The sequence below is a fragment of the Burkholderia cepacia genome (assembly GCF_029962485.1).
Classification (GTDB): Bacteria; Pseudomonadota; Gammaproteobacteria; order Burkholderiales; family Burkholderiaceae; genus Burkholderia.
The window spans coordinates 2,264,039-2,287,285 of the sequence record NZ_CP073638.1; the positions used below are offsets into that span (position 1 = coordinate 2,264,039).

The following is a 23,247-nucleotide window of genomic DNA, read 5'->3' on the forward strand; positions in this document are numbered from 1 at the left end:
CCCGACCAATTATCAATTGACGGCCATCAGACTGACCGCTGCTTGTCTGAACGAAGCAGATCGTAAGCGTGCCCACGCGAGATCCTCAGGAACTCTCGCACCTCAGCCAACATTATCAGCAGTACTTTATCGCTACGGCATCTATCACTGCGATTCGCCGATCCCGCCCATCAACGTCATCAGCTGTTCGCGCAGCCACCGGCTGCCCTGGTCCTGATCCGCGCTGCGATGCCAGTAGCAGAAGTAGTCGAGCCCCGGCATCTCGAACGGCAGTTCGAGAATGCGCGCCGGATAGCGCTGCAGCAGCCGCAGCGGCGCCGTCAGCACGAGATCGCCGCGCATCGCGATCAGCGGCGCGACCATGTAGTGCTGCACGCGCATCTGGATGTCGCGGCGCAGCCCGAGACGCGTCAGCTCCGCATCGACGTGCCCGCTGCCCTTGCGGCGGCTCGACACGTGGATGTGCCCCATCGACAGGTAGTCGTCCATGGTGAGCGTGTCGCCCTTGAACGGGTGATCGTCGCGGATCATGCATGCGTAGCGGTCTTGCACGAGCAGCGCCTGGTGCAGATGTGGATCGCCGATCAGCGGCGCGTCGATCGCGATGTCGACGGAACCGTTCGCGAGCGCGGTCGCGACTTCGCGGCGATCCATCGTGTAGCTGCGCACGTGCATGCCGGGCGCATGCGTCTGCAACAGTTCGCCGAGCGCCGGCAGGAGCAGCGCTTCGGTCAGGTCGCTCATGCTGAGCCGGAACACGCGCTCGGACGACGCCGGATCGAACACGTCGCCTTCGTGCGCACTCGAATCGAGCAGTTGCAGCGCTTCGCGCACGCGGCCGACGATGTTCTCGGCCATCGGGGTCGGCATCATCCCGGCCGGCGTGCTGACGAACAGCGGATCGTTCAGCGTCTTGCGCAGCCGCGCCAGCGCATTGCTGACGGCCGGCTGCGTGAGGTTCAGCACCTCGGCCGCACGCGTCAGGTTGCGCTTGTTGTAGATCGCCTCGAATACGACGAACAGGTTCAGATCAATCTTCGTCAAGCGCATCGCCGGATCTCCTTGCCGGCATCTTACGGCGCGCGCCTCCCGTTCGTCCACGGCCTTGCGTATCCCGGCGGGACGCTCAGCCGCGCAGCGGCGGCGTCAGGTACGGTGCGGTCGAACCGGGCTCGCCGTCCTTGATCTCCATCCGTGCAATTGCCTGCAGATGCACCTCGTCCGGGCCGTCGGCGAAGCGCAGCGCGCGGCCCCAGGTCCACAGGTCGGCGAGCGGCGTATCGGGGCTCAACCCCGCCGCACCGAACACCTGCATCGCGCGGTCGCACACATCGGTATAGACGGTCGGCACGAGCGCCTTGATCATCGAGATCTCCTTGCGCGCGGCTTTCGCGCCGACCTTGTCGATCATCCACGCGGCCTTCAGCACCAGCAGGCGCGCCTGGTCGATCTCGATCCGCGAACGCGCGATCCATTCGCCGACGGTGCCATGCCGGTTCAGCGGCTTGCCGAACGCGACGCGCGACTGCGCGCGGTCGACCATCAGTTCCAGCGCCAGTTCGGCCGCACCGATCGAGCGCATGCAGTGGTGGATGCGGCCCGGCCCGAGGCGCGCCTGCGCGAGCGCGAAACCGCTGCCCTCCTCGCCGAGCAGGTTGCGCGCCGGCACGCGCACGTTGTCGAACGTGATTTCACAGTGCCCTTCCGGCGCGTAGTGATTGACCACCGTGATGTTGCGCACGACCGTCACGCCCGGCGTGTCGCGCGGCACGAGAATCATGCTCTGCTGCTGGTGCGATTCGGCATCGGGGTCGGTCTTGCCCATCACGATGAAGATCTTGCAGTTCGGATGCGCGGCGTTCGTGATGAACCACTTGCGGCCGTTGATCACGTACTCGTCGCCAACGCGCTCGATGCGCGTCGTGATGTTCGTCGCATCCGACGACGCGACGTCGGGCTCCGTCATCGCGAACGCCGAGCGGATCTCGCCGCGCAGCAATGGCAGCAGCCATTCCTCGCGCTGCTCGGGCGTCGCGAACATGTGCAGCAGCTCCATGTTGCCGGTGTCCGGCGCATTGCAGTTGAACACTTCCGACGCCCAACTCACGCGCCCCATGATCTCGGCGAGCGGCGCGTATTCGAGGTTCGTCAGGCCCATGCCGGGCTCGTCGTCCTTCAGGTGCGGCAGGAACAAGTTCCACAGCCCTTCCGCCTTCGCGCGCTCTTTCAGCTCCTCCATGAACGACACGGGATACTGGCCCGCATGCACTTCCTCGTTCCACTGGCGGATGCGCGGCACGATGTGCGCGTCCATGAATGCGCGCACGCGTTCGCACAGTGCTTCCACTTTCGGGGTGTAGCCAAAGTCCATGATCGACTCCTCGAGATATTGGTGTTCCGTTCGGTCAGAAAGCCGAGACACCGCCGTCGACGGCGACGGCCTGCCCGGTCAGATACGTGTTTTCCTTCGCGCACAGCGTCAGCATCGTCGCGACGATTTCGTCGGGCCGGCCGAGCCGCTTCATCGGCGAGCCCTGCGCGAGAAAGTCCTGGCGGTCGCCGATATCGCTATCGGTGACCATCGGCGTCGCGCTGTAGAACGGGCACACCGCGTTCACGCGGATGCCGTGGCGCGCGTATTCGAGCGCGGCCGTCTTCGTGAGCCCGACCACCGCATGCTTCGACGCCGCGTACGCGGCCAGCTTCGGCGCGCCGCCGAGCCCGGCCATCGACGCGACGTTCAGGATCACGCCTTCGCGCTGCGCGAGCATCTGGCGGATCTGGTGCTTCATCCCGAAGAACACGCCCTTTGCGTTCACCGCGAAGCTCAGGTCGAGATCGGCTTCGTCGGTGTCGATCAGCGCCTTCATCGGCGGGGCGATGCCCGCGTTGTTGATGCCGACGTCGAGCCGCCCGAAACGCTCGGCGGCGTCATGCACCAGCGCCGCCACGTCCGCTTCGACGCGCACGTCGCAACGCTGCGCAATCACGTCGGCGCCGGCCGCGCGCAGCGGCGCGGCCACGCGTTCGAGCGCTTCGCCGTTCAGGTCGCCGAGCGCGAGCCGCGCGCCCATCGCGGCGAGTTCGCTCGCGAGCAGCGCGCCGAAGCCGCTCGCGGCGCCGGTGATCATCACGGCCTGGCCGGCGTAGCTGTCGATTTTCATCGCGCGTTCAGATCGTCAGGCCGCCGTCGACGACGATGCATTCGCCGTTCGTGTAGCTCGCCGCGTCCGACACGAGATACAGCACGGTGCCGGCCATTTCGCGCGGCTCCGCGTGGCGGCGCAGCGGGATCTTCGCCTTCCAGGTTTCGTAGATGTCCTTGTCGGCGAACAGCGCGCCCGCGAACTTCGTCTTCGTGAGCCCCGGCAGCAGCGCGTTCACGCGAATGCCGAGCGGCCCGCACTCCTTCGCGAACGCCTTCGTCATGTTGACGACGGCCGCCTTCGTGATCGAGTAGATGCCCTGCCGGTCGCCCGGCTGCAGCGCGTTCACCGACGCCGTGTTGACGATCGCGCCGCCGCCGTGTTCCTTCATCAGCTTGCCGGCCTCGACCGACATGAAGAAGTAGCCGCGGATGTTCACGTCGACGGTCTTCTCGTAGGCGGCGAGATCCGTATCGAGGATGTGCCCGAAATACGGGTTCGCGGCCGCATTGTTCACGAGGATGTCGAGCCGCCCGTGCCTGCCGCGGATGTGCTCGAACGTCGCCGCGATATCTTCCAGCCGGCCGACGTGGCAGGCCAGCGCCTCGGCGCGGCCGCCCGCCGCGACGATCGCGTCGGCCACGGCCTGACAGTCGTCGAGCTTGCGGCTCGACACGATCACGTGCGCGCCCTGCTCCGCGAGCAGTTTCGCGATTTCCTCGCCGATGCCGCGGCTTGCGCCCGTCACCAGCGCGATCTTGCCGGTCAGGTCGAACAGATTCGTTGCCATGTTGTCTCGCTCCTCCATTGATGGGTGTGTCGTGTGGCCGCGTACGATCGCGGCGCTTTCAGCGATGCGCGTCGATCACGCTCACGGCCAGTTCGGCCAGCCGGCCAGCCATCGCGCCAACACGAAGCGCCTGCTCGCTCGACGCGTTGCCCTGCAGCGCGCGCGCCTTCACGCCCTGCGCGATCGACGCGAGCCGGAAGAAACTGAACGCGAGATAGAAGTGCCAGTCGCGGATCGGCTCGATCCCGCGCAGTTCGCAGTAACGCGCGACGATCGCCGCTTCGTCAGGAATGCCGAGTTCGGCGCGATCCTGGCCCGCGAGCCCGCGCACCTGCCCGCCCGACGGCAGCCGCAGACACATGCAGAAATAGGCGAGATCGGCGAGCGGATTGCCAAGCGTCGACAGTTCCCAGTCGAGCACGGCCTGCACGCGATAGCTGTCGCGCGCGAACATCAGGTTGTCGATCCGGAAATCGCCGTGCACCAGCGCCGGCCGGCCCGTGTCCTCGGGGCAGGCTTTCGGCAGCCAGTCGATCAGCGTCTCCATCGCGTCGAGACGCTCGGTTTCGGCCGCGCGATACTGCTTCGTCCATACGCCGATCTGGCGCTCGAAGTAGTTGCCGGGGCGGCCGTAGTCGGCCAGGCCCACCGCGTCGACATCGACGTCGTGCAGCGCGGCCATCGTCTGCAGCAGCGCGTCGTAGCACGCCGCGCGATCGGCCTTCGGCAGTTCCGGCAGCGCGGGATCCCAGAAGATCCGGCCGTCCTCGAAACTCATCACGTAGAACAGGCTGCCGATCACGTCGCGGTCTTCGCACAGGTGATACGGTCGTGCGACCGGCACCGCGGTGCCCGACAGCGCGGTCAGCACGCGGAATTCGCGGTCGACCGCGTGCGCGGACTTCAGCAGTTCGCCCGGCGGCTGGCGGCGCAGCACGTAGCGGCCGCTCTTCGCGTGCAGCAGGAAAGTCGGATTCGACTGGCCGCCGGCAAACTTCTCCGTGTCGACCGGGCCTTCGAAGCCCGGCACGTGCGTTTCCAGATAGCGCGTGAGGCGGGCTACGTCGAGTTGCTGGGAAGGGTTCGTCATCGTCGCGTGTCGTTCGTGGGTCAGCCGTAGGTCCGCCAAGCGTGCCGTTCGGGATCCTCCAGATGCGGGATGCCGTTGAACGACGCGAGGTGGAACGCATCGGCGTTGAAGAAAAACTGCGAAAGACTGCTGTTGCGGATCTGCAGGTTCAGCGCGATCGCGCTCGACGGCGGCGCCGCGAGCACCTGCTGGACGGTGACGGCGATCGGGCCGCCGGAGCTCACCGCGAGCACGCGCTGGCCGCCGCCGTGGCGGATCGCCGCGCGGGCATCGGAAACGCGCTGCTGGAAATGCGACCAGGTTTCGGGGGCCGCGTCGCCGAGCTTGTCCTCGGTCCACAGCTGCAGCACCTGCCGGAGCGCGCGGAAATGCTCCTTCATCGAGCCGGCGGCAAGCCGCGCGATCTCCGGGTAGTCGTGGGCGGCAGCCGCGAACAGCCCGTGGAAGTCGTATTCGTTCAGGCCCGGATGGCGGTCGACCGGCACGCCTTCGCGGCCCATCCCGCGCAGGATCGCGTCGACCGTCTGCGCGTGGCGGGTCATCGTGCCGCAGATCACGCGGTCGAACGCCAGGCCCTGCCGCGCGAAGTATTCGCCGAGCCAGACGCCCTGCTGCTCGCCCGCCGCGGAAAGCCGGTCGTAGTCGTCGGTGCCGAACGACGCCTGCCCGTGCCGTACCAGAAAGAGTTCAGCCATCGCATGCCCGCCAGATCAGAAGGATTCAGCATAGGCGGCCGGGATGCATTCTCAAACTTTATTTTCTGAATCCGGGGGTATTCATCGAGTGAATCGAAACGGGGTGTCGTTGCCACGGATCGGCGAGCGGGTGCTACCGGATCGGGCGCTGCATGACGATGACGTCTCCGGTGAATTTCGGATTCACCGTGCGCCGAATCTCGTCGAAGCCTTCGCGCTGCCAGAATGCCAGCGCGCGAGGATTGGTCGAAATGACGGCCAGTTGCGCAAGGCAATAGCCCCAATCCCGTGCCATGTCGACCAGCAACCCCAACGCTGCCTTCCCGTAACCGTGCCCTTGGCTCACTTCCGACAGCAACAGCAGGCCGATCCATACGCAATCGCCGTTCGGATAGGCGCGGATGACATCTGCACATCCGATCATCTGCTCGCCGGCAAACAACCCGAACACCGATTTGTCAGCCGCGTCCTTGCCGGCAGGCTTGCCGGCGAAAAAATCGTCGATGTCTTCTTCGGCCGGTGAGCGGCCTTCGACGAGTTGCGTATATGAAGGGGATTCGAAAAAGACACGCCGGACGTTTGTGCGGTCGCTTTCCAACTCGCCGGAAAGCCGGTGGATTGTGAGCATCAGCATCGGATATTCGTCGGAAACGGGAGAGGTAATTTTAATTCGAATGAATGTTCGTCACTTCACGCGACGCCATCCGGTACTGCGATAATCCTGCCACCACCTGTCGGTCGTATGTCACGGCGTGGCGGCGACACCGCCCTCAAGCCGGCGAGCAATCGTGTCGATAAACCTTGTGAGTTCGAAAATCACCGGCACTTCGAAACGGACAATAAAGATGAATCTGCATACGGTTGGACTCATTGCAAAGGGATTCTTTGTCATTGCTACATATGCTGCGTTGAAAGACCGGGCTCACCGGGAACAGACCCCTCTCGCGACGCGTAAACTCGATCAGCGCATGTCTGATATGTATAAAGCCGTGATCAAACTGGTGTTGTTCTTCGCGGCTATCTACGTAATCAGTCAAGTGATTGACGCGATTACTGCTGCGTCGCATCACGCGATATAGCGTCTTGTTCGAGTAATCCGCGCCAGGCCCGGACAGATGCGGCGAGTCAAACTGACGTGACAGGGCCACGCTGGCCCGGCTGACGCTCGCAGCCGGGCTTCGTCCATGCGGCCCGGCCATTCGGGGCGCTCGCCCGGCACAGCCCAGGCACCTTCCGTTCTGCGTTACGCTTTCGCCCCCCCCCCCGCAAGCCGTACGCGAGCGGCTTGCGCGCCAGCGCCCCAGATAAACCTCGGCTCACCCCACTGAAAGCACCATGACCGACGTCCTCAATCCGAACTTCATCGAATCTGTCGCCGCCAGTTTCGACAAGCAGCATGCGATGCGCCTGATCCAGGCCAGCATGCCGCTGATCGACGTCGGACGGACCGAAATCCACGTGCCGCACTGGCAGGGCATCGAGCAGCAGCACGGTTTCATCCACGGAGGCGTAGTCGGCATGATCGCCGATTCGGCCGCCGGCTACGCTGCAATGACCACCGTGGCTGCCGATGCGTCGGTCCTGACCGTCGAGTACAAGGTCAATCTCGTCGCCCCTGCCGCGGGCGACAAGCTGATCGCCCGTGGCGAGGTGATCCGGCCGGGACGCACGCTGATCGTCACCAAGGCGGAAGTCTTCGCCGTTAGCGGCAACAAGGAAACGCTGTGCGCGGTCATGCAGCAAACCATCATGGTGATGCACGGCAAGCGCGATCGCGCGTGACGCGGCGCCGCCGCCCTGCCTTTGTTCAACGGCGTTTCCCGTGCGGTAGTATGGCGACTCGATGGAACCCCGATGGATCTGAACGAGTGGCCATGCCCGAATTTTCTTCATCTCCCGGCGCCGGCCAGGGCGCGCAAGCGCTCGTCCTCATTGCCGAGGACGAACCCGAGATCGCCGAAATCCTGACCGCCTACTTCGCGCGCAACGGCCTGCGCACCGTGCACGCCGCCGACGGTCGCCGCGCGCTCGAACTCCACCTGTCGCTGAAACCCGACCTCGTGCTGCTCGACGTGCAGATGCCGCACGTCGACGGCTGGAAGGTGCTCGCCGAAATCCGCCATCGCGGCGACACGCCGGTCATCATGCTGACCGCGCTCGACCAGGACATCGACAAGCTGACCGGGCTGCGCATCGGCGCCGACGACTACGTGGTCAAGCCGTTCAACCCGGCCGAAGTCGTCGCACGCGCGCAGGCCGTGCTGCGCCGGTCGATGGCCGGCTCGCGCCAGGAAGAACAGCGCGTGCTGCGCGCCGCCCCGTTCGAGATCGATCTCGAGCACCACGAAGCGACGGTCGAAGTCGGCAGCGCACGGCACACGCTCGTACTCACGCTCACCGAATTCAAGCTGCTCGCGCAGCTTGCGCGCGCGCCGCGCCGCGTGTTCAGTCGCGCCGAACTGATGGCCACCTGCCTGCCGGAAGGCGATGCGCTGGAGCGTACGGTCGACAGCCACGTCAGCAAACTGCGCAAGAAACTGGACGATCTCGGCGTGCAGGGCGTGCCCGCCAGCGTGCGCGGCGTCGGCTACAAACTGTGGAGCGGCGATTGAAACTCGACGGCCTGAGCCGCCAGATCGCGCTGACGATGGGCGCGATCGCGTTCGGCATCACGGTGCTGATCGTCGTGACGGCCTACGCGTTCTACTACCTGCTGTACCAGTACTCGCCCGAGTACTTCAAGCCGCAGAGCTGGCTCCCGAGCGGGCCGGAGTGGGTGTGGATCATCTCGACCACGCTGGTCGGCCTGCTGATCTCGGTCGTCGTCGCGGTCAACCTGTCGCGCCGCATCCTCGTGCCGCTGAACTCGGTGACGGACAGCATCCGCCGCGTCGCGCGCGGCGATCTCGGTGCACGCGCCGTCGCCGGCGACCGTTCACTGCACGAAGCGGCGCTGCTCGCCGACAACTTCAACGCACTCGCGAGCGAACTGCAGCGCGTGACCGACGAGCAGACGTTCTGGAACGCGGCGATCGCCCATGAACTGCGCACGCCCGTGACCGTGCTGCGCGGGCGGCTGCAGGGGCTCGCCGAAGGCGTGTTCACGCCGAGCGAAGCGCTGTACCGCAGCCTGCTCGCACAGGTCGAAGGGCTGACGCGGCTGATCGAGGATCTGCGCGTGGTCAGTCTCGCCGACAGCGGCCACCTGAGCATCGAGATCCGAGACACCGATCTCGCCGCCGATGTGCGCGCCGTGGTCGACGTGTTCGCGCACGCGCTGCAGGCCGCCGGCCAGCATCCGGAACTCGATCTCGACGCGCGACGCATGTGCTGCGACCCGGTCCGCATCCGCCAGGCGTTGCTGGCGCTGCTGGAGAACGCGCGCCGCCATGCGGTGCCCGGCACGATCCGGATCCAGACGCGCGTCGAGAACGGGATGTGCCGGCTGCGCGTCGAGGACGACGGCCCCGGCATCCCGGCCGAGTTCGCGCAGCACGTGTTCCAGGCATTCCGGCGCGTGGACGATACGCAACCCGGCGGCACCGGCCTCGGGCTCGCCGTCGTCGCGGCGATCGCGCATGCGCACCGCGGCGAAGCCCTCTGCGTGCCGACCGGCGCGGGCGGCACGCGATTCGAGGTGCAGTGGCCCGACGACCTCGCGCCGGCGCCCGACAGCGAGCGCTTCCCGGCGTAACGCGCCGCGGTTACGCCTCTACGCCCTTACTCCGTTACACCTTCACGCGCGCGGTTCACGCCCGACCTGTTCGAGCGGCGGGCTGAACCCGAGCACCGTGTACTCCATCGCGGACACCGTGCCTTTGGTCCCCTCCCCGGCCGCGCCCTGCACGACCACCGCGCGCACGGCGCCGGCCCGGTCGAATTTCAGCTTCGTGCCGAGCGTTGCGTTGCGCAGCGCCTCCAGTTCCTCGATTCGCGCGATCGCCAGCTTGCGCACCGCGCCGGACACGTACACCGGCAGGAATACCAGCGCGATGAAGATCGACACGGCATCCTTCGACACGCTGTCCAGCACCGGCTGCCCTGACATCACGAGCGACAGCGAGGTCGCGGCGACGAAGATCGCGAGCACCGTCGCGCCGACGCCGAGCGACGCGAGCCGCTCGGCCGCCTTCTTCATGCGCGCCTTCACGAGTGCGCGCGCGGTCGCGGACGTCACAAGCCATTCGCGCTGCGCGCCGTAGTAACCGGCGACGCCGAGGAACAGCGTCGCGACCGCGCTGACGGCGATGCTCGTGTACAGCGCCTCGAACATCATGCAGGCGAATTCGAGCACGAACACGAGCACGAGCGGGCACAGCAGCAGACGGAACGAATAGCCGTCGCGGCCGTGCCCGCGAATCCACCATTTCACCGGCGCAAGCTGCCAGAAGCGGCTTTCCGGGCGGAGCGATAGTTCTTCGTTGTCGGTCAATTTCCCACCTGTCGGATCCTGCGCCGTATCGGTGCGGGCCGTGAATCGGCACGGCCGCAGCCGCATTCTCCCAGATGCGCAGCGCGGCGAGAACGGGGCCGCCGACTGAGCGGGCGCGCAATCGCGCTTGACCCGGCCCTTGGGATCGCCTTTATGCTGACCGCAACGAATCGACAGCAAAGAGGTGACGGATGGGTACGTCCACGCCCCGTTTGAACGCATCGGCGGCCGCCGCGCAGCTCGGCGTCTCGATCAAGGCGCTGCGGCTGTACGAGCAGCACGGCCTCGTCACGCCCGAACGTACGCCGGCCGGATACCGCGCGTATGGCCCGGACGATCTCGCCCGCGCCGCCGACATCGCGGCGCTACGCAAGCTCGGCATCGGTCTCGCGCAGGTGGCGAGCGTGCTCGACGGCGACGCGCGCAGCCTCGACGACGCGCTGGCCGCTCATGAAACGGCGCTTGACCACGGCATTCAGGATCTCGTGCGCAAGATCGACCGCGTGCGCGCGATCCGTGCCGGCCTCGCACGCGGCCGGATGCCGGCCGATGGCGAACTCACCAGGCTGCTCGACGATACGGGCGCCGGTGTCGCATTCAACCTGCCGTGGCCGTGGGGCGGCGAGTGGTTCGAGTGTCGTGACATCCGGCCGCTGAACTACATCATCGGCTCGCTGGGAAGCGGCAAGACGCGGCTCGCGCTTCGGCTGGCCGACGCGCTGCCCGACGCCGTGTTCGTGGGGCTCGATCGGCTGGAAAGCGATGGTGCGGCGGCATGCGCGGCATTGCACGCCGATCCTGCGCTGAAGTCGCGGGTCGACCGCACATTGACCTCGCTCACCGGCAGAGGCGCAACGCCGTCGACAGCGCTGACCGCGCTGCTCGTCGGCCTCGAAGCGGAAAGCCCGCACGCGCGGGTCGTCGACATGATCGAACAGGATCTCGACCGGCCCACGCAACTGGCCTTGATCGCACATCTGCGTGAATGCGCGGCCGCCGGCATGCGCCCGCTGTTCCTGCTCACGCGCTCGTCGGCGATCCTCGATCTGTCCGCCGTCGGCCCCGACGAAACCATCCTGTTGTGCCCCGCCAATCACAGCCCGCCGTCACGCGTGGCGCCTTACCCCGGCGCACCCGGCTATGAAGCCGTGGCGACGTGCCTGGCGTCGCCGGAGATCCGCGAGCGGCTCGCCCGCCGGCCGGAAGCGACGTAGTCCGCCGTCACGATTCCGGCCGCCCCATCCGCCGCGCCATCGCCGGGCTCACCGCATGCACGGGATCGAAGCCGAAGAATTCGAGCACGTGCCGCGCGACGTCGTCGCGATCGTTGTCCGCGCAGATCATGTGATAGCTGTTCTCCAGCACGATCCCGCGCGCGTCGGGCATCTTCTCCAGCAGGAAATCGGCCGAGCGCAGGCTCGTCAGTTCGTCCTCGCGCGCATGCAGCACGAGCGTCGGGCACGGCGTGCCGGACGCGGCCCCGAGCGCCCAGTCGCGCATCCGGTCGACCTGCCGCACACAGGCAAGCGGCACCCACGCGTAGTGGAAGCTGTCCTGCCGCTCGAACTTCTTCTTCACGATCGCGCGGATCGTCGCGTTCTTGATGCCGAACGGATCGCCTTCCTCGACGCGCATCCGCTCCGCGACACCCGGCACGCGATACAGCACATGCCGCAGCGACCGGTACCACGGCGTCGACCAGCCGTCGATGAACACCGGCGTCGCCAGCAACGCGAGCCGGCCGCGCGCATGCTGCACGCGGTGGCACAGCAGCAGTGCGACCAGCGCGCCCATGCACATGCCCGCGACATGCAGCGTGTCGTACTCGCGTTCCAGCGCGCGATACTGTTCGGTCACCGCGTCGAGCCACGCCTCCGCGCGCACGCCGACCAGATCCTCGGGGCGCGTGCCGTGTCCCGGCAGCGTGATCATGTGCGTGTCGGCGCCCGCGCGCCGCATCGCCTTGTGCAGCGAACCGAGATCGTATTGCGTGCCGCCGAGCCCGTGGATCAGCAGGACGCCCGTGCGGCCTGTCATGACACGTGCCTGCTCATTCGTCCGCCGGCCACACGCGTTCGATCTGCCAGACGCCCGCGACCACCGTTACGTCGACGTTCGAATCGAGCAACGGCGCGCCGTGGTCGGTGATCGTCTGCGTGCCGCCGTCGCGCAGCACGATGCGCAGCGACAGCGACGCGCGATCCTCGCCGGCGATCTCCGCGTTCCAGTAGTCGCTCAGTGCTTCGCGGTCGCCCGGCTGCACGCGTTCGAGCACGAGCGGCACGCTCGCGATCTGCGACGCATCGACGCCGACGCCGAACACACGCTCGACGTCGCCGCTCCAGTCGATCCGGCCCGACTCCGGATCGAGCACGTACGCGATCTGGCCGGCGCTCGCGAGCGCGAGCTCCATGTTGTTCTGCAGGACCGCCGCATGCTCGTGCACACGCTCGCGCGTCGTCTTCAGCGTGCTGACCGTCAGCACCAGCAGCGACGCGACCGCGAGATAGAGCTGCGCTTCGAGCAGCGCGCTGCCGTAGTGTTCGTGAAACGACGAGAACGGGCCGTCGCCCTGCGCGGTCTGCTCGATCACGATCAGCGCGAGCACCAGCACCGACGACGAGCCCGCGCGACCGCCGAGCAGCAGCGTCACCGCGACGGTCAGGAACAGCGGAATATACGTGAGCGCGAAGCCGGCGCCCGTGCCGAATTTCTGCGACGTGTCGCCGTCGAAGATCACCAGCGCGACGATCACGAGCAGCACGAACGCGACGATCCCGAGCATCAGGTCGAAGCGCTCGTGGTCGCCCGAGCGGTGCGCGCGAAAGCGCGACCACGACGCGAGCACCGGCGTGACCAGCAGCACGCCGACGAAATCGGATGCAGCCCACACCGACCACACGTCGAAGAACGGCGCGCCCTTGACCGTCGTGTACCACGCCGCGCCGCCGATCGCGCCGACGACGCCCGCGATCAACCCGGCGAGGATCACCGAGCGCAGGAAGTACAGCCCTTCGAGCGAGAAGCGCACGCGCTGCACGAGCCAGACCGCGAGCGCGGCCGCGCCGACCTCGTCGATCGTGAACAGCACCGCATTGACGAGGCTGCCGTGTTCGATCGCCGTCAGTGCGAGCTGCCCCACGAGGAACGCGCCGGCCAGCGTCAGCCAGTCGCGCACCGGCCGCAACATGAACGCGCCGACCGTGACGCCGGCCGGCAGCCAGATGTAGCCCGTCAGCCGGACGGGGCCGTTGAACTCGTGCGAGATGTAGCCGGTCGCGAGATACAGCGCCGCCCAGAGCAGCGCGGCGACGAGCCCCGGCCGCGATCGTTTGGTGTCCATCGAGAATCCCTGTGTGCCGCGCCTGCGGCCTGCAGGTGCGCGATGTGCGAATGATATGCGGATGGGGTAGGTGGGGGAATACCGGGGCCCGGAACCACGTTCGGGGCCCCGGCACGCCCGCAGGCTGGCGAGTGTGACCGGGAAAGTATCGGAAAAGTTCGTGGCTCGCCGACTGCTATCGGGACACGTTCGTATGCGGTCTTGTCCGGATGGCCAAAATCGCGCGCAGCCGGCCGGCCGCGCCTACGATGAAAGGCATCCGAAAGCATTCGTTTCGGGTATCGTCCACGTCTCCAGCCCGCATTCCCCATGACCACACGTAATGGAAACAGCCCCGGTCCGGCCGACATCGGCCCCTTCGATGCCATGAGCCGATTTCGCGTCACGTACGACGGGCCCGCGCTCGAATCGTCCGAGATGGACGTGCGCGAACTCGCGCCCGCGCTGCTTGCATTCGGCGATTTGCTCGACGCATCGACGCGCGCACTGTGCGGCGATCAGGTTCGGCCGCAGGTGAACGTGCGCGGCAGCTTCAAGACCGGCAGCTTCGGCATCGACTTCACGCTCGCGACCTCACTGCTCGGCCGCATGCGTGACATGCTGAGCGGCAACGAAGGCACGGCGCTCGCCAATGCGGTCACGATCCTGACCGCGCTCGGCATCGCCGCGCCCAAGGCGAGGAAGGGGCTCTTCGCCGTTCTCAGATGGCTGCGCGGGCGCGAGATCCGGCAGGTGCGGATCCAGGATCACATCGCGGTGCTGCAGGTCGAGGGCGACGAACTCGAGATCGACCTGCCCGTCCTCACGCTGCTGCGCGACGTCCGCGTTCGCCACGCAACCGCGCAGGTCCTGGCGCCGCTCGCGCGCGAAGGCGTCGAGATTTTCGCGGCCGGCACCGATACGGAAGTGTTCGAGACGGTCGCCCGCCACGAGATTGCGTGGTTTCACGCGCCCGAGCCAACCGACGCGCTCCTGCTCGACGAGCATCGCAAGATGGCGTTCTCGATCGTGTCGCTCGCGTTCAAGGACGACAACAAATGGCGGCTGTACGACGGCACGTCGACGATTCACGCAACGATCACGGATGCCGGCTTCCTGTCGCGCGTGAACAACAGCCAGATCAGTTTCAGCAAGGGGGACGTGCTCTTGTGCAATGTCCGTATGCAGCAATGGCAAACTTCAGACGGCGCAAAAACCGAATATGAAGTCACGGATGTTCTCGAACATCGCCCGGCCGGCCTGCAAATTCAGTTGCCCGGCCTGTGATCCGCGTCGAAGCCCGATGCCCAACGCAACCCGTCAACCATCATGAAACCGGCGATCGATCTGCGTCCTGCCTCCGCCACCGACCTCCCGTTCCTGCTGACGCTCCGTCGACTGACGATGACCGAGCACCTGCAACGCGTCGGCGCGCCGACCGATGACGCGGCGCACGACCAGCGCATCCGCGCGCACTTTGAAGACGCGATGATTGTTTGCGCAGGCGCCGAGGCCATCGGCTTGCTGAAGGTGACGCGCGCCGCCGGCGAATGGCACGTCCATCAGATCCAGATTCTCCCGGCGCACCAGGGCCGCGGCATCGGCGAGGCCGTGCTGAACGCATTGCTGACCGACGCCGCACGCGAGCACGTGCCGGTATCGCTCAGCGTGCTGCACGGCAACCCGGCGCGGCGGCTCTACGAACGGCTCGGCTTCCGGCTCGCGTCGGAAACCGACACGAGCGCGAGCCTGATCTGGCGCGCGTGACGCACGCCGTTGCGACGCCGCCGCATGACGATCATTGCGTGATCTTCGCGTCCTTCAGCAGATTGCCGATCATCTGCGCGCTCGCCTTCTCGACCGCGATCGCCTGCAGCTGCTGCTGAAGCCCCGGCTTCGCGGCCTCGAAACCGGGCACCTGCGTCGGCCGCTTCGCATCCAGCTTCACGATCGCCCGCACGCCATCGACCGGAATCGAATCCTTCGTCGCCGCGCCGACGGTCAGCTTCTCGAGCGCCTGAGCGACCGGCAGCGGCAACCCGCCCGTCCTGCCTTCCGCCGCCGGCGTGTTGAAGCTCACCCACGGCAGCTCGCCGCCGCTGTCGCGGCTCGGCGCCATGCTGTACTGACGCGCGAGCCCGTCGAACGACTTGCCCGCTTTCAACTCACTCAGCACGGTCGCGGCCGTCACCGGATCCTTGACGACGATCACGCGCGGCTTGTATTCGCTCTTGCCGAGCGTCGCGACGAGCGCGTCGTAACGCGCCTTCACCTGCTCGTCGGTCACCGGCTCGGGCTTCACGTTGTCGCGCAGGTATAGCTGCACCTCGGCCGTCGCCTTCGCCTGCTGCACCGCCGCCTTGACCTCGGGCTTGTCGCCGTAGTTCGCCTTCTCGGCCGCCTGCTGCACCAGCACGCGCGTGATCAGCTGGTTCTTGATCGCTTGGCGGACCTGCGGCGAATCGGGCTGCCCGGACGCGCGCAGCAGCGTGTCGACGTCGGTCTGCGTGATCGGCGTGCCGTTGACGGTCGCGACTGTCGCGGCCGTCTGCGCGTAAACGGAACCGCTCAGTGCGCCGGCCAGTGCGGCGATCAGCAACAGGCGGTTCGGTGTCGTCTTCATCTTCATCGTTATCGTCGCTTCGAGCGTAAAAAGCCCGGCATGGAGCATGCCGCGCCAGTTCATCGTGCACGCACACGCAGCGCCTGCGTGTGCCGCTGTCATTGTGCACGGAACCGCATTTCCGCGTCGGGAGGTTGGGAAGCGCCGCGCAACGCGGCCCGGCGCGCATTGCGCGCACCGTTCATTGCGAACATGTGACGTGGCAATCACGCGAAACCGCGTCGATTGACGTCACGACTTCGCGAGTCCGGCCGCTGCCCGAAGCGGCCGCGCGTTCAGCCGGTCAAGGCGTCCATCGGTACACGGTGATGCTGTTCCCCTTCACGTTGTTCTTCATCACCACGTACTCGCCATTCGAGCGGCGGTACGCGCGGATGCTGTACATCGCGTCGATCGCGCTGCTCGTATCGACGGTCGCGGGGCTCGCATTGACCAGCGTGGTATCGAGATTGCCGGTGGTAAGGTTGAACGCGTCGACGTTCGGCCACAGCGGCCCGCTGCTGCTGAACCAGTAGCCGACGAACAGGTGATTGCCGACCGCATCGATCGACTTCGCGCCGCTGTGCGGCAGTGTGATCACCGGATCGGGTTTCGTCGTGTTGCCCGTGCTCCAGCCGTGGTACACCTCGATACGCGTGCCGATCGACGTCCAGTCGTTGCTGCCGAGCGCCCCCTGCGCGAGCACCATCGTGTCGCTGTCCGCGAGATAGACGATGCGCGTCAGCGGCAGGATGCTGGCCGGAATGCGGGTCGCGACACCCGGCCCCCACGACGGTTTGCCGTTCGCGTCGAAACCGGTCAGCGGGTAATGCGTGATCGCGCCGGTCTTGTCGAGGCCGGCCCACACGCCGCCCTTGCTGTCGATGCTGAAGCCGCTCGTCACGCGCTGCGTCGTGTTGAACGCGGGGCCCGGAATCGATCCGTCGGGAATCGCGATATAGCCGTTCGCCGCGTTGAAGTGGTAGAAGTAGAAGACGGGCGGATTCTGGCCGGCCGCGACGAGGATCCGGTTCGCGCCCACCGACGTGAGCAGCCCAAAGTGTTCGTCGCGCTGCGTATCGCTCATGTTGATGCGCGGGTCCGACGGGTACGCGAACGGATCCACGGTGTTCGCGACGAACTTGCCGCCCGCGGTTCCGCTGTATACATGCGTGCCGCCATAGAACAGCGCGCCGTCCGTGACGGGGTCCGGCGCCGCGATGCCTTCGAAGTTCAGCGACTGCAGCGTATAGCGCAGGCTCCCGGTGCTGCTGTACGCATGAATGTCGGTCGCGCCGTTGCGGCCGAGATCCCAGCTGCCGCCCCATGGATTGTTGAGCACATAAAGGTTGCCGCCGGTGTCCTTGCCGATCCCGACGATCCGCGTGAAGCGCTGCGCGCCGACCTGCCCCTTGATGCCCGTCGTCGTGTCGAGATAGCCGCCGCGCACGCCGAACGTGCCGGCCAGCGCGGGCCGGCCCGCCACCGTATAGCGCTTGATGTTCTGGTCGGGGCCTTCATCGCCCACCAGCAGTTGCGCGGCCGCCGCATCGAAATACAGCGCCGACGGCTGCGACCCGGCCGCCATCCGGATCGTGTTCAGCAGCGCGCCCGCCGGGCTGAAGCCGACGATCGCGCCCGCGCTCTTCTGCGCGACCCACACGTTGCCCGCGCCGTCCACCGCGAGCGCGCCCGGCGCCGACACATTGATGTCGCGCTGCCACACGCCGTCGGTGGTGAATACGCGCACGCGATTGCCGTAGAAGTCGCTGGCGTAGAGCAGCGAACCGGCCGTCGCGAGCCCGGTGACGACGTCGATGCGCGGCTGGTTGGTTGCCGCGCTGATCTGGATCACGCGGTCGCGATACTTCGTCGCGCGGTTGTAGCGCCCCACCGCGCCGCTGCCGTACGTCTTGCCGGGCTGCAGCGCAACGAACAGCGACGTCGCGTTGCCGGTGATCGCGCTGCCCTGGAATTCCGAGTGCGTGCCGATCGAGCCGATGCTCTTGCCGTTCTGGTAAATCGCCACACCGCCTTCATCCTCGTCCCACATCGACGCCGTGTAAATCACGCCTTCCGGGGCAACCCACATCGCACGCGCGACGTTGCCGACGTGCGCCGCGAGCGTGCCGTAGGTATTCGCCAGCCAGTCGGTGGTATTGCCGGCGTGTGCGGCCGGTGCGATCGCGGCAATCGCTGCGGCAACAAGCGCAGCCTGGATTCGTTTTCTGGCGACCATGACGGATGCTCTCCTGAATGATGCAAACATTCACATGAGGGGTCGGCCGGCCAGATGGCTTGAAATTCGCAATGCGTAAATTCTTCCCCTGAATCATCTGGCGCAGTCGGTATTACGTACGGCATGCCTTCGATAATGAGCAGGGCGAGAATAGCGTTATATAAATCGAAAAAAATTGCGGGCCGCTCGCGCTTTCGGCAAGCACCACCATGCGATTGCGCGACAGTGAATGTTCACTTACGCGCTGGCGCGGAAATGGCGGGAATCAGGCATTCGCCTGCGGGAATATCACCGCTGGTCCAGCGATGACGGATTGAAACGGCAAACATTTTTACCGGCGAATCGGAAAAAGCCGCCGAATGCGGTGCAAAGGCACCGCACAAAACAAATCGCCGGCCTGGATCCGTATCGAATCCAGGCCGGCGATCGTCATTGACTACGGGGCAGGCAACGCGTCGCCGCGTTGCCGTGCATCACGCCGAGGTCTCCCGCACTTTCACCTCGGCCACGCGCCCGCCGTCCGAATCGTTGTCATCGCGCGGATCGTCGAGTTGCCCTTCCCACTTCGCGACCACCGCAGCCGCGATCGAGTTGCCGACCGCGTTGGTGGCCGAGCGCCCCATGTCGAGGAACATGTCGACGCCCATGATCAGCAGCAACCCGGCTTCGGGCATGTTGAACTGGTTGAGCGTCGCGGCGATCACGACCAGCGACGCACGCGGTACGCCGGCCATCCCCTTCGACGTCACCATCAGCATCAGCAGCATCGTGATCTGCGTGCCCAGCGGCAGATGGATGCCGTACACCTGCGCGATGAACAGCACCGCGAACGTGCAGTACATCATCGAGCCGTCGAGGTTGAACGAATAGCCGATCGGCAGCACGAAGCTCGAGATCTTGCGGTTCACGCCGAAGCGGTCCAGCGCGTCCAGCAGCTTCGGATACGCAGCCTCGGAGCTCGCCGTCGCGAACGACAGCAGGAACGGCTCGCGAATCAGCCGGATCAGCGTGAACGCGCGCTTGCCCAGGAACGTCACGCCGGCGAGCGTCAGCACGCCCCACAGCAGCGCGAGCGCCAGATAGAAGCTCGCCATGAACTTCGCAAACGTCAGCAGGATGCCGAGCCCTTCGGTCGTGATCGTCGACGCGAGCGCCGCGAACACCGCGATCGGCGCAAACCACATCACCGCGCCCGTCACCTTCAGCATCACCTGCGCGAGATCCTCGATCACGCCCGTCAGGCGCTTGCCCGCGTCGCCGAGCGCCGACAGCGCGGTGCCGAAGAAGATCGAGAACACCACGATCTGCAGGATTTCGTTGTTCGCCATCGCCTCGGCGATCGACTTCGGCACCAGGTGGACCACGAAGTCCTTCAGCGTGAAGGCACCCGTCTTCAGGTTGAGGGCCGCATCGGCAGGCGGCAGCGGCAGGCTCAGGTGGCTGCCCGGCTGCAGGATCGTCGCGGTCAGCAGACCCAGCAGCAGCGACGTGAACGACGCGATGAAGAACCAGCCGAACGCCTTGACGCCCACGCGGCCCACCGCGCCGCCGTCGCCCATCTGCGCAATGCCGACGGTCAGCGTCGCGAATACCAGCGGCGCGATGATCATCTTGATCAATCGCAGGAATACATCAGACAGCAACGACACGTAACCGGCGACTTCCTTCGCCATCTTCGGGTCGGGAAACGCGCTGTGACACGCGTAACCCACGGCGATACCCAGCATCATCGCCACGACGATGTACTTGGTAATGTTGTGCTTCTTCTTCATTAGTAATCCAAATCACAAAACGTATGTTGCTAACGGCTGGCAAATCATTCGCGTCCGGCTGCGAATCGGAACCTGGGTCGCCACGCGTGCGACAAGTCCGCGCTGGCGCTCACCAGGGCGGACAAGGGGGGGCATTCTAACGCAAATGGCGCATCGGCTTTCAAATCTGAAAGCGCGGCCCGTTGATCTGAGTCTGGATGTCGCCGGAAAGGCAGGTTTTGTCGCGATCCAGCACGATCCTGATCGGGACCGGCCGGCGTGCAGCAGCCTGGCCGAGGGTGCGAAATGGACCGGCGCCGCCGCGGCAAACGGGTTTCGCGAGTACACGCACATCAGCGAGCCGCCCGCGCGGGGCGCCGACACGGTCAAGCGATCGCGACACATTCTCACAAAGATGCGCAGACCTCGACACTACGATACGTAAACGATATGTAATATTTGGAAATGATTCGCGTTGACGCCACGCCCGAGCGTCGACGCGCGATCGCGGGCCGGCACGCGGCATCGTGTTCGAGTCATTGCTCCCGACGGGTTGAGCCATTCGTTCATAAGTAGTCCTCTGGATGGACGATCGAGGAAAAGCGACATCGTGATGAACATTCTGTACACCAACTTCCACCGCGACTACGGCGGCGGCCAGGATACCTACGTACGCGATCTCGCCGCCGCGATGAGCCGGCATCATCGCGTGACCGTCGCGTCTCCGGAGGGAAGCCGCCTGTCGCGCCTGTTGAAGGACAGCCCCGACGTGGCCATCTTCGACATGGAATTCAAGCCGCGCTGGAACCGGCTGTGCCAGGAAATCGTCCGGCTGCGCCGGCGGATCGCCGCCGAGCGCTTCGACGTCATCCACGTGAACGGGTCCGCCGACCACCGGCAGGTGATGCTCGCGCTGCTCGGGTGCCGGTACCGGCCCGCGGTCGTGCTCACCAAGCACAACACGTATCGCGCCGACAGCTTTGGCAACCTGCTGCGCGCTCGGCTCGCCACCGACCACACCATCGCGGTCAGCGACTACGTCGCGAGCATGCTCGCGCTGCGCTCCCCGTACGGAGACGTGACGGTCGTGAAGCACGGCGTGCGCCGGTCGGCCGCCGAACGACTGGCCATCGACGAGATCCGCCGCCGCAAGATCGCGCTGTTCGGGCCGTCAGGCGCGGACGCGATCGTGCTGGGCAGCAGCGCCGGCACCGCGCCGGAGAAAGGCTGGATGGACCTGATCGCGGCACTGGGCGGCCTGCCCGAGGGCGAGCGCGAGCGGTTTCGTGTGCTGCTGGTCGGCGCGGAGCCTTCCCGCGAGCAGCGCGAACAGATCGCGCGGCACGGCATGGCGTCGCGCACCGCGTTCACCGGGCGCCTCGACGACGTACGGGCGCCGTTCTCGATCATCGACGTGTCGTTCGTGCTGTCGTACCACGAAAGCCTGTCGTACGCGTGCCGCGAAGCGATGTCGCTCGGCTGCCCCGCGATCGTCACGCGCGTGGGAGGACTGCCCGAAAACGTCGAGCCGGGCGTGGACGGCTGGGTCGTCCCGCCGCGCGAGCCCGAGGCGATCGAGGCCATCCTGAGCGCGATCGCGCGCGAACCCGGCTGTGTCCGTTCGATGGGACGCAGCGCGCGGCTGAAGGGCAGGCGCGAGTTCTCGTTCGACACTTTCGTCGACGCGACGTTGTCCGTCTATCAGAAATCGATTCGACACAACCCCTACCGTTGGGTGACATCCATGAGGTCCGTTTGATGGCGATGAATATCTGGAAGAAGTACTGGGACTTGCGGACGCAGGAATGTCCGTGCGACGTGCACTTCGTCGAATGGCTGGAGTCCGTCCGTCTCAGGGGCGTGCGCATCTATCACTTCGGCACCGGCGGGCATCACCATGTCGGCGTGGAATGCGCGCGGCCGCACCTGAACAACACCGTCTTCGGCGTGACGGCGTCGCCGAAGGAATACAAGTCGTATGTCGATCTCGTCACGCGGCAACCGGAAGTCAGCAAGACCTACCTCGCGTACTTCGGCGACATCTATACGAGCAATTCGGGCTTGCTGCCGGCGTTCGACGTCGTCACGCTGTTCCATCTGTGCGAGTTCCGCGACGAGTCGAATAGCCGCTATGGCGCGAAGACCGACGAAGAGGTGCTCGACCTGTTCGCACGCCATACCGCAGCCAACGGCCATCTGCTGTTCTATAAGGGCTCGTCGGCATACCGGAAGGCCGAGCCGATCATCGCGCAGTGGGCGGCGAATGCCGATTTCGTCGAAGTCGGCGACTTCAAGACCCTGCGGATCTTCCGCAAGGCTGCGTAACCCCGCGTTTTTTCCCGTCCGCCGATGTTTACGTCCGCCCCGCGCCATCCGATCCTGATGTATCACCAGGTACGCCCGTTGCCGCCGCCGACCGACCGGCTGCGCAGCCTGAGCGTCGCACCCGATGCGTTCCGCCGCCAGATGTCGCTGTTCAAGCGGCTCGGCTACCGCGGGCTGAGCGTGCGCGAACTGCAGCCGTATCTGCGCGGCGAGCGCAGCGGGAAGGTCTTCGGCATCTCGTTCGACGACGGTTTTCTCAACGTGCTGACCCATGCGATGCCGGTGCTGGACGAGCTCGGGTTCACCGCGACCTGCTATTTCGTCGCCGGCCGCTTCGGCGGCGAGAACGACTGGGATGCAGGAGCCGACACCGCGCGCTCATCGCTGATGACCTGCGAGGACATGCTCGTGTGGCGCGATCACGGCCATGAAATCGGCTCGCATACGCTCGATCACGTCGCGCTGTCGCAGGTGCCCGGGTACGAGTCGGATCATCAGGTAAGCGAATCGAAGCGGCGGCTCGAGGCATTGAGCGGCCAGCGCGTCGAATCGTTCTGCTATCCGTACGGCGACCTGGATGCGCGGGTGCGCGACCAGGTCGCCGATGCCGGTTACGACAATGCGACGACGACCCGGCGCGGGTGCGCCGCCGCGGCCGACGATCCGTTCCTGCTGCCGCGGATTCCGGTCGCGGGCGGTGTCGGGGCCGTTCGGTTGTGGTTCAAGTGCATGAAGGCGCAGGTGCGGGCACGCGGGTAAAACGGCGCCGTCGCCGGCCCGTGCATCGATACATGGGCCGTTCACCACGACGGCGTTCGGCCCGTCCATGCAAGACCTTCACACGGACGAGCCAGC

The 23,247-nt window shown here is 66.1% G+C and carries 24 protein-coding genes; 11 read left to right on the plus strand and 13 right to left on the minus strand.

From position 1 onward, the window contains the following. Nucleotides 1-144: 144 nt before the first annotated feature. From KEC55_RS26555 to KEC55_RS26585, 7 genes are all read right to left on the minus strand, one after another. On the minus strand, nucleotides 145-1,050 hold the full coding sequence (locus KEC55_RS26555; protein ID WP_282508083.1) for a LysR family transcriptional regulator: 906 nt from the start codon (nucleotides 1,048-1,050) through the stop codon (nucleotides 145-147). Nucleotides 1,051-1,126: 76 nt separating this feature from the next. Then, nucleotides 1,127-2,371 carry an acyl-CoA dehydrogenase family protein gene (locus KEC55_RS26560; RefSeq protein ID WP_282508084.1) on the minus strand — a complete coding sequence of 415 codons (1,245 nt, stop codon included), beginning with the start codon at nucleotides 2,369-2,371 and terminating at the stop codon, nucleotides 1,127-1,129. A 34-nt stretch (nucleotides 2,372-2,405) separates the two neighbouring features. Next, nucleotides 2,406-3,164 carry an SDR family NAD(P)-dependent oxidoreductase gene (locus tag KEC55_RS26565; protein WP_176048714.1) on the minus strand — a complete coding sequence of 253 codons (759 nt, stop codon included), beginning with the start codon at nucleotides 3,162-3,164 and terminating at the stop codon, nucleotides 2,406-2,408. Between the two features lie 7 nt (nucleotides 3,165-3,171). Further along, the gene (locus KEC55_RS26570) at nucleotides 3,172-3,936 is read right to left on the minus strand and encodes an SDR family oxidoreductase (protein ID WP_176048715.1); all 765 of its coding nucleotides are present in this window, start codon (nucleotides 3,934-3,936) and stop codon (nucleotides 3,172-3,174) included. Between the two features lie 58 nt (nucleotides 3,937-3,994). Further along, nucleotides 3,995-5,026, minus strand: a complete 1,032-nt coding sequence (locus KEC55_RS26575; RefSeq protein ID WP_282508086.1) for a phosphotransferase — start codon at nucleotides 5,024-5,026, stop codon at nucleotides 3,995-3,997. A 20-nt stretch (nucleotides 5,027-5,046) separates the two neighbouring features. Beyond that, nucleotides 5,047-5,721: a histidine phosphatase family protein gene (locus tag KEC55_RS26580; protein WP_282508087.1), complete on the minus strand. Its 675-nt coding sequence runs from the start codon at nucleotides 5,719-5,721 to the stop codon at nucleotides 5,047-5,049. Between the two features lie 133 nt (nucleotides 5,722-5,854). Further along, nucleotides 5,855-6,355, minus strand: coding sequence for a GNAT family N-acetyltransferase (locus KEC55_RS26585; RefSeq protein WP_282508088.1), 501 nt, complete (start codon nucleotides 6,353-6,355; stop codon nucleotides 5,855-5,857). A 211-nt stretch (nucleotides 6,356-6,566) separates the two neighbouring features. On the opposite strand from KEC55_RS26585, the gene KEC55_RS26590 reads away from it, so the two are divergent. From KEC55_RS26590 to KEC55_RS26605, 4 genes are all read left to right on the plus strand, one after another. Beyond that, nucleotides 6,567-6,800: a hypothetical protein gene (locus KEC55_RS26590; RefSeq protein WP_282508089.1), complete on the plus strand. Its 234-nt coding sequence runs from the start codon at nucleotides 6,567-6,569 to the stop codon at nucleotides 6,798-6,800. 256 nt (nucleotides 6,801-7,056) lie between these two features. Beyond that, the gene (locus KEC55_RS26595) at nucleotides 7,057-7,503 is read left to right on the plus strand and encodes a PaaI family thioesterase (RefSeq protein ID WP_282508090.1); all 447 of its coding nucleotides are present in this window, start codon (nucleotides 7,057-7,059) and stop codon (nucleotides 7,501-7,503) included. A 92-nt stretch (nucleotides 7,504-7,595) separates the two neighbouring features. Beyond that, entirely contained in the window at nucleotides 7,596-8,333 is a 738-nt protein-coding gene (locus tag KEC55_RS26600; RefSeq protein WP_282508091.1) for a response regulator, read from the plus strand. After that, nucleotides 8,330-9,415, plus strand: a complete 1,086-nt coding sequence (locus tag KEC55_RS26605) for an ATP-binding protein (RefSeq protein ID WP_282508092.1) — start codon at nucleotides 8,330-8,332, stop codon at nucleotides 9,413-9,415. The genes KEC55_RS26600 and KEC55_RS26605 overlap by 4 nt, the downstream gene beginning before the upstream one ends. Before the next feature lie 42 nt (nucleotides 9,416-9,457). Here KEC55_RS26605 and KEC55_RS26610 read toward each other — a convergent pair whose 3' ends face one another. After that, nucleotides 9,458-10,153 carry a hypothetical protein gene (locus KEC55_RS26610; RefSeq protein ID WP_282508093.1) on the minus strand — a complete coding sequence of 232 codons (696 nt, stop codon included), beginning with the start codon at nucleotides 10,151-10,153 and terminating at the stop codon, nucleotides 9,458-9,460. A gap of 191 nt (nucleotides 10,154-10,344) precedes the next feature. Between KEC55_RS26610 and KEC55_RS26615 the strand changes: the two genes are divergently transcribed. Next, complete coding sequence (locus KEC55_RS26615; RefSeq protein WP_282508094.1) at nucleotides 10,345-11,367, plus strand: MerR family transcriptional regulator; 1,023 nt, start codon at nucleotides 10,345-10,347, stop codon at nucleotides 11,365-11,367. Nucleotides 11,368-11,374: 7 nt separating this feature from the next. Here KEC55_RS26615 and KEC55_RS26620 read toward each other — a convergent pair whose 3' ends face one another. Continuing rightward, complete coding sequence (locus tag KEC55_RS26620) at nucleotides 11,375-12,190, minus strand: alpha/beta hydrolase (protein ID WP_282508095.1); 816 nt, start codon at nucleotides 12,188-12,190, stop codon at nucleotides 11,375-11,377. Nucleotides 12,191-12,203: 13 nt separating this feature from the next. Continuing rightward, nucleotides 12,204-13,496: an MASE1 domain-containing protein gene (locus KEC55_RS26625; protein ID WP_282508096.1), complete on the minus strand. Its 1,293-nt coding sequence runs from the start codon at nucleotides 13,494-13,496 to the stop codon at nucleotides 12,204-12,206. 309 nt (nucleotides 13,497-13,805) lie between these two features. Here KEC55_RS26625 and KEC55_RS26630 point away from each other — a divergent pair, with 309 nt between their 5' ends. Both KEC55_RS26630 and KEC55_RS26635 read left to right on the plus strand, forming a co-directional pair. After that, nucleotides 13,806-14,762, plus strand: a complete 957-nt coding sequence (locus KEC55_RS26630) for a hypothetical protein (RefSeq protein ID WP_348995540.1) — start codon at nucleotides 13,806-13,808, stop codon at nucleotides 14,760-14,762. A gap of 42 nt (nucleotides 14,763-14,804) precedes the next feature. Next, a complete protein-coding gene (locus tag KEC55_RS26635) occupies nucleotides 14,805-15,242 on the plus strand; it encodes a GNAT family N-acetyltransferase (RefSeq protein ID WP_282508098.1) in 438 nt (145 codons plus the stop codon). A gap of 31 nt (nucleotides 15,243-15,273) precedes the next feature. On the opposite strand, the gene KEC55_RS26640 is transcribed toward KEC55_RS26635, so the two are convergent. Continuing rightward, nucleotides 15,274-16,104: a peptidylprolyl isomerase gene (locus KEC55_RS26640; protein ID WP_282508099.1), complete on the minus strand. Its 831-nt coding sequence runs from the start codon at nucleotides 16,102-16,104 to the stop codon at nucleotides 15,274-15,276. 277 nt (nucleotides 16,105-16,381) lie between these two features. Continuing rightward, complete coding sequence (locus KEC55_RS26645; protein WP_282508100.1) at nucleotides 16,382-18,316, minus strand: SMP-30/gluconolactonase/LRE family protein; 1,935 nt, start codon at nucleotides 18,314-18,316, stop codon at nucleotides 16,382-16,384. A 229-nt stretch (nucleotides 18,317-18,545) separates the two neighbouring features. Here KEC55_RS26645 and KEC55_RS26650 point away from each other — a divergent pair, with 229 nt between their 5' ends. After that, entirely contained in the window at nucleotides 18,546-18,752 is a 207-nt protein-coding gene (locus KEC55_RS26650) for a hypothetical protein (protein ID WP_282508101.1), read from the plus strand. A gap of 37 nt (nucleotides 18,753-18,789) precedes the next feature. Here KEC55_RS26650 and KEC55_RS26655 read toward each other — a convergent pair whose 3' ends face one another. Beyond that, the gene (locus KEC55_RS26655) at nucleotides 18,790-20,088 is read right to left on the minus strand and encodes a dicarboxylate/amino acid:cation symporter (RefSeq protein WP_282508102.1); all 1,299 of its coding nucleotides are present in this window, start codon (nucleotides 20,086-20,088) and stop codon (nucleotides 18,790-18,792) included. 592 nt (nucleotides 20,089-20,680) lie between these two features. On the opposite strand from KEC55_RS26655, the gene KEC55_RS26660 reads away from it, so the two are divergent. From KEC55_RS26660 to KEC55_RS26670, 3 genes are read left to right on the plus strand one after another with little or no spacing between them, the layout of a single operon-like run. After that, nucleotides 20,681-21,826, plus strand: a complete 1,146-nt coding sequence (locus KEC55_RS26660) for a glycosyltransferase (RefSeq protein WP_282511439.1) — start codon at nucleotides 20,681-20,683, stop codon at nucleotides 21,824-21,826. Nucleotides 21,827-21,831: 5 nt separating this feature from the next. Continuing rightward, the gene (locus KEC55_RS26665; RefSeq protein WP_124454474.1) at nucleotides 21,832-22,392 is read left to right on the plus strand and encodes a hypothetical protein; all 561 of its coding nucleotides are present in this window, start codon (nucleotides 21,832-21,834) and stop codon (nucleotides 22,390-22,392) included. 24 nt (nucleotides 22,393-22,416) lie between these two features. Beyond that, nucleotides 22,417-23,151, plus strand: coding sequence for a polysaccharide deacetylase family protein (locus KEC55_RS26670; RefSeq protein WP_282508103.1), 735 nt, complete (start codon nucleotides 22,417-22,419; stop codon nucleotides 23,149-23,151). Nucleotides 23,152-23,247 lie beyond the last annotated feature (96 nt).

Bases quoted from the DNA above. Each gene is read 5' to 3' on its own strand.
- KEC55_RS26655 (WP_282508102.1), bottom strand. From the start codon at position 20,088: ATGAAGAAGAAGCACAACATTACCAAGTACATCGTCGTGGCGATGATG.
- KEC55_RS26670 (WP_282508103.1), top strand. From the start codon at position 22,417: ATGTTTACGTCCGCCCCGCGCCATCCGATCCTGATGTATCACCAGGTA.
- KEC55_RS26585 (WP_282508088.1), bottom strand. From the start codon at position 6,355: ATGCTGATGCTCACAATCCACCGGCTTTCCGGCGAGTTGGAAAGCGAC.
- KEC55_RS26650 (WP_282508101.1), top strand. From the start codon at position 18,546: ATGTTCACTTACGCGCTGGCGCGGAAATGGCGGGAATCAGGCATTCGC.
- KEC55_RS26615 (WP_282508094.1), top strand. From the start codon at position 10,345: ATGGGTACGTCCACGCCCCGTTTGAACGCATCGGCGGCCGCCGCGCAG.
- KEC55_RS26640 (WP_282508099.1), bottom strand. From the start codon at position 16,104: ATGAAGATGAAGACGACACCGAACCGCCTGTTGCTGATCGCCGCACTG.
- KEC55_RS26620 (WP_282508095.1), bottom strand. From the start codon at position 12,190: ATGACAGGCCGCACGGGCGTCCTGCTGATCCACGGGCTCGGCGGCACG.
- KEC55_RS26580 (WP_282508087.1), bottom strand. From the start codon at position 5,721: ATGGCTGAACTCTTTCTGGTACGGCACGGGCAGGCGTCGTTCGGCACC.
- KEC55_RS26660 (WP_282511439.1), top strand. From the start codon at position 20,681: ATGAACATTCTGTACACCAACTTCCACCGCGACTACGGCGGCGGCCAG.
- KEC55_RS26570 (WP_176048715.1), bottom strand. From the start codon at position 3,936: ATGGCAACGAATCTGTTCGACCTGACCGGCAAGATCGCGCTGGTGACG.
- KEC55_RS26645 (WP_282508100.1), bottom strand. From the start codon at position 18,316: ATGGTCGCCAGAAAACGAATCCAGGCTGCGCTTGTTGCCGCAGCGATT.
- KEC55_RS26665 (WP_124454474.1), top strand. From the start codon at position 21,832: ATGAATATCTGGAAGAAGTACTGGGACTTGCGGACGCAGGAATGTCCG.
- KEC55_RS26635 (WP_282508098.1), top strand. From the start codon at position 14,805: ATGAAACCGGCGATCGATCTGCGTCCTGCCTCCGCCACCGACCTCCCG.
- KEC55_RS26565 (WP_176048714.1), bottom strand. From the start codon at position 3,164: ATGAAAATCGACAGCTACGCCGGCCAGGCCGTGATGATCACCGGCGCC.
- KEC55_RS26595 (WP_282508090.1), top strand. From the start codon at position 7,057: ATGACCGACGTCCTCAATCCGAACTTCATCGAATCTGTCGCCGCCAGT.
- KEC55_RS26600 (WP_282508091.1), top strand. From the start codon at position 7,596: ATGCCCGAATTTTCTTCATCTCCCGGCGCCGGCCAGGGCGCGCAAGCG.
- KEC55_RS26560 (WP_282508084.1), bottom strand. From the start codon at position 2,371: ATGGACTTTGGCTACACCCCGAAAGTGGAAGCACTGTGCGAACGCGTG.
- KEC55_RS26575 (WP_282508086.1), bottom strand. From the start codon at position 5,026: ATGACGAACCCTTCCCAGCAACTCGACGTAGCCCGCCTCACGCGCTAT.
- KEC55_RS26625 (WP_282508096.1), bottom strand. From the start codon at position 13,496: ATGGACACCAAACGATCGCGGCCGGGGCTCGTCGCCGCGCTGCTCTGG.
- KEC55_RS26590 (WP_282508089.1), top strand. From the start codon at position 6,567: ATGAATCTGCATACGGTTGGACTCATTGCAAAGGGATTCTTTGTCATT.
- KEC55_RS26630 (WP_348995540.1), top strand. From the start codon at position 13,806: ATGACCACACGTAATGGAAACAGCCCCGGTCCGGCCGACATCGGCCCC.
- KEC55_RS26555 (WP_282508083.1), bottom strand. From the start codon at position 1,050: ATGCGCTTGACGAAGATTGATCTGAACCTGTTCGTCGTATTCGAGGCG.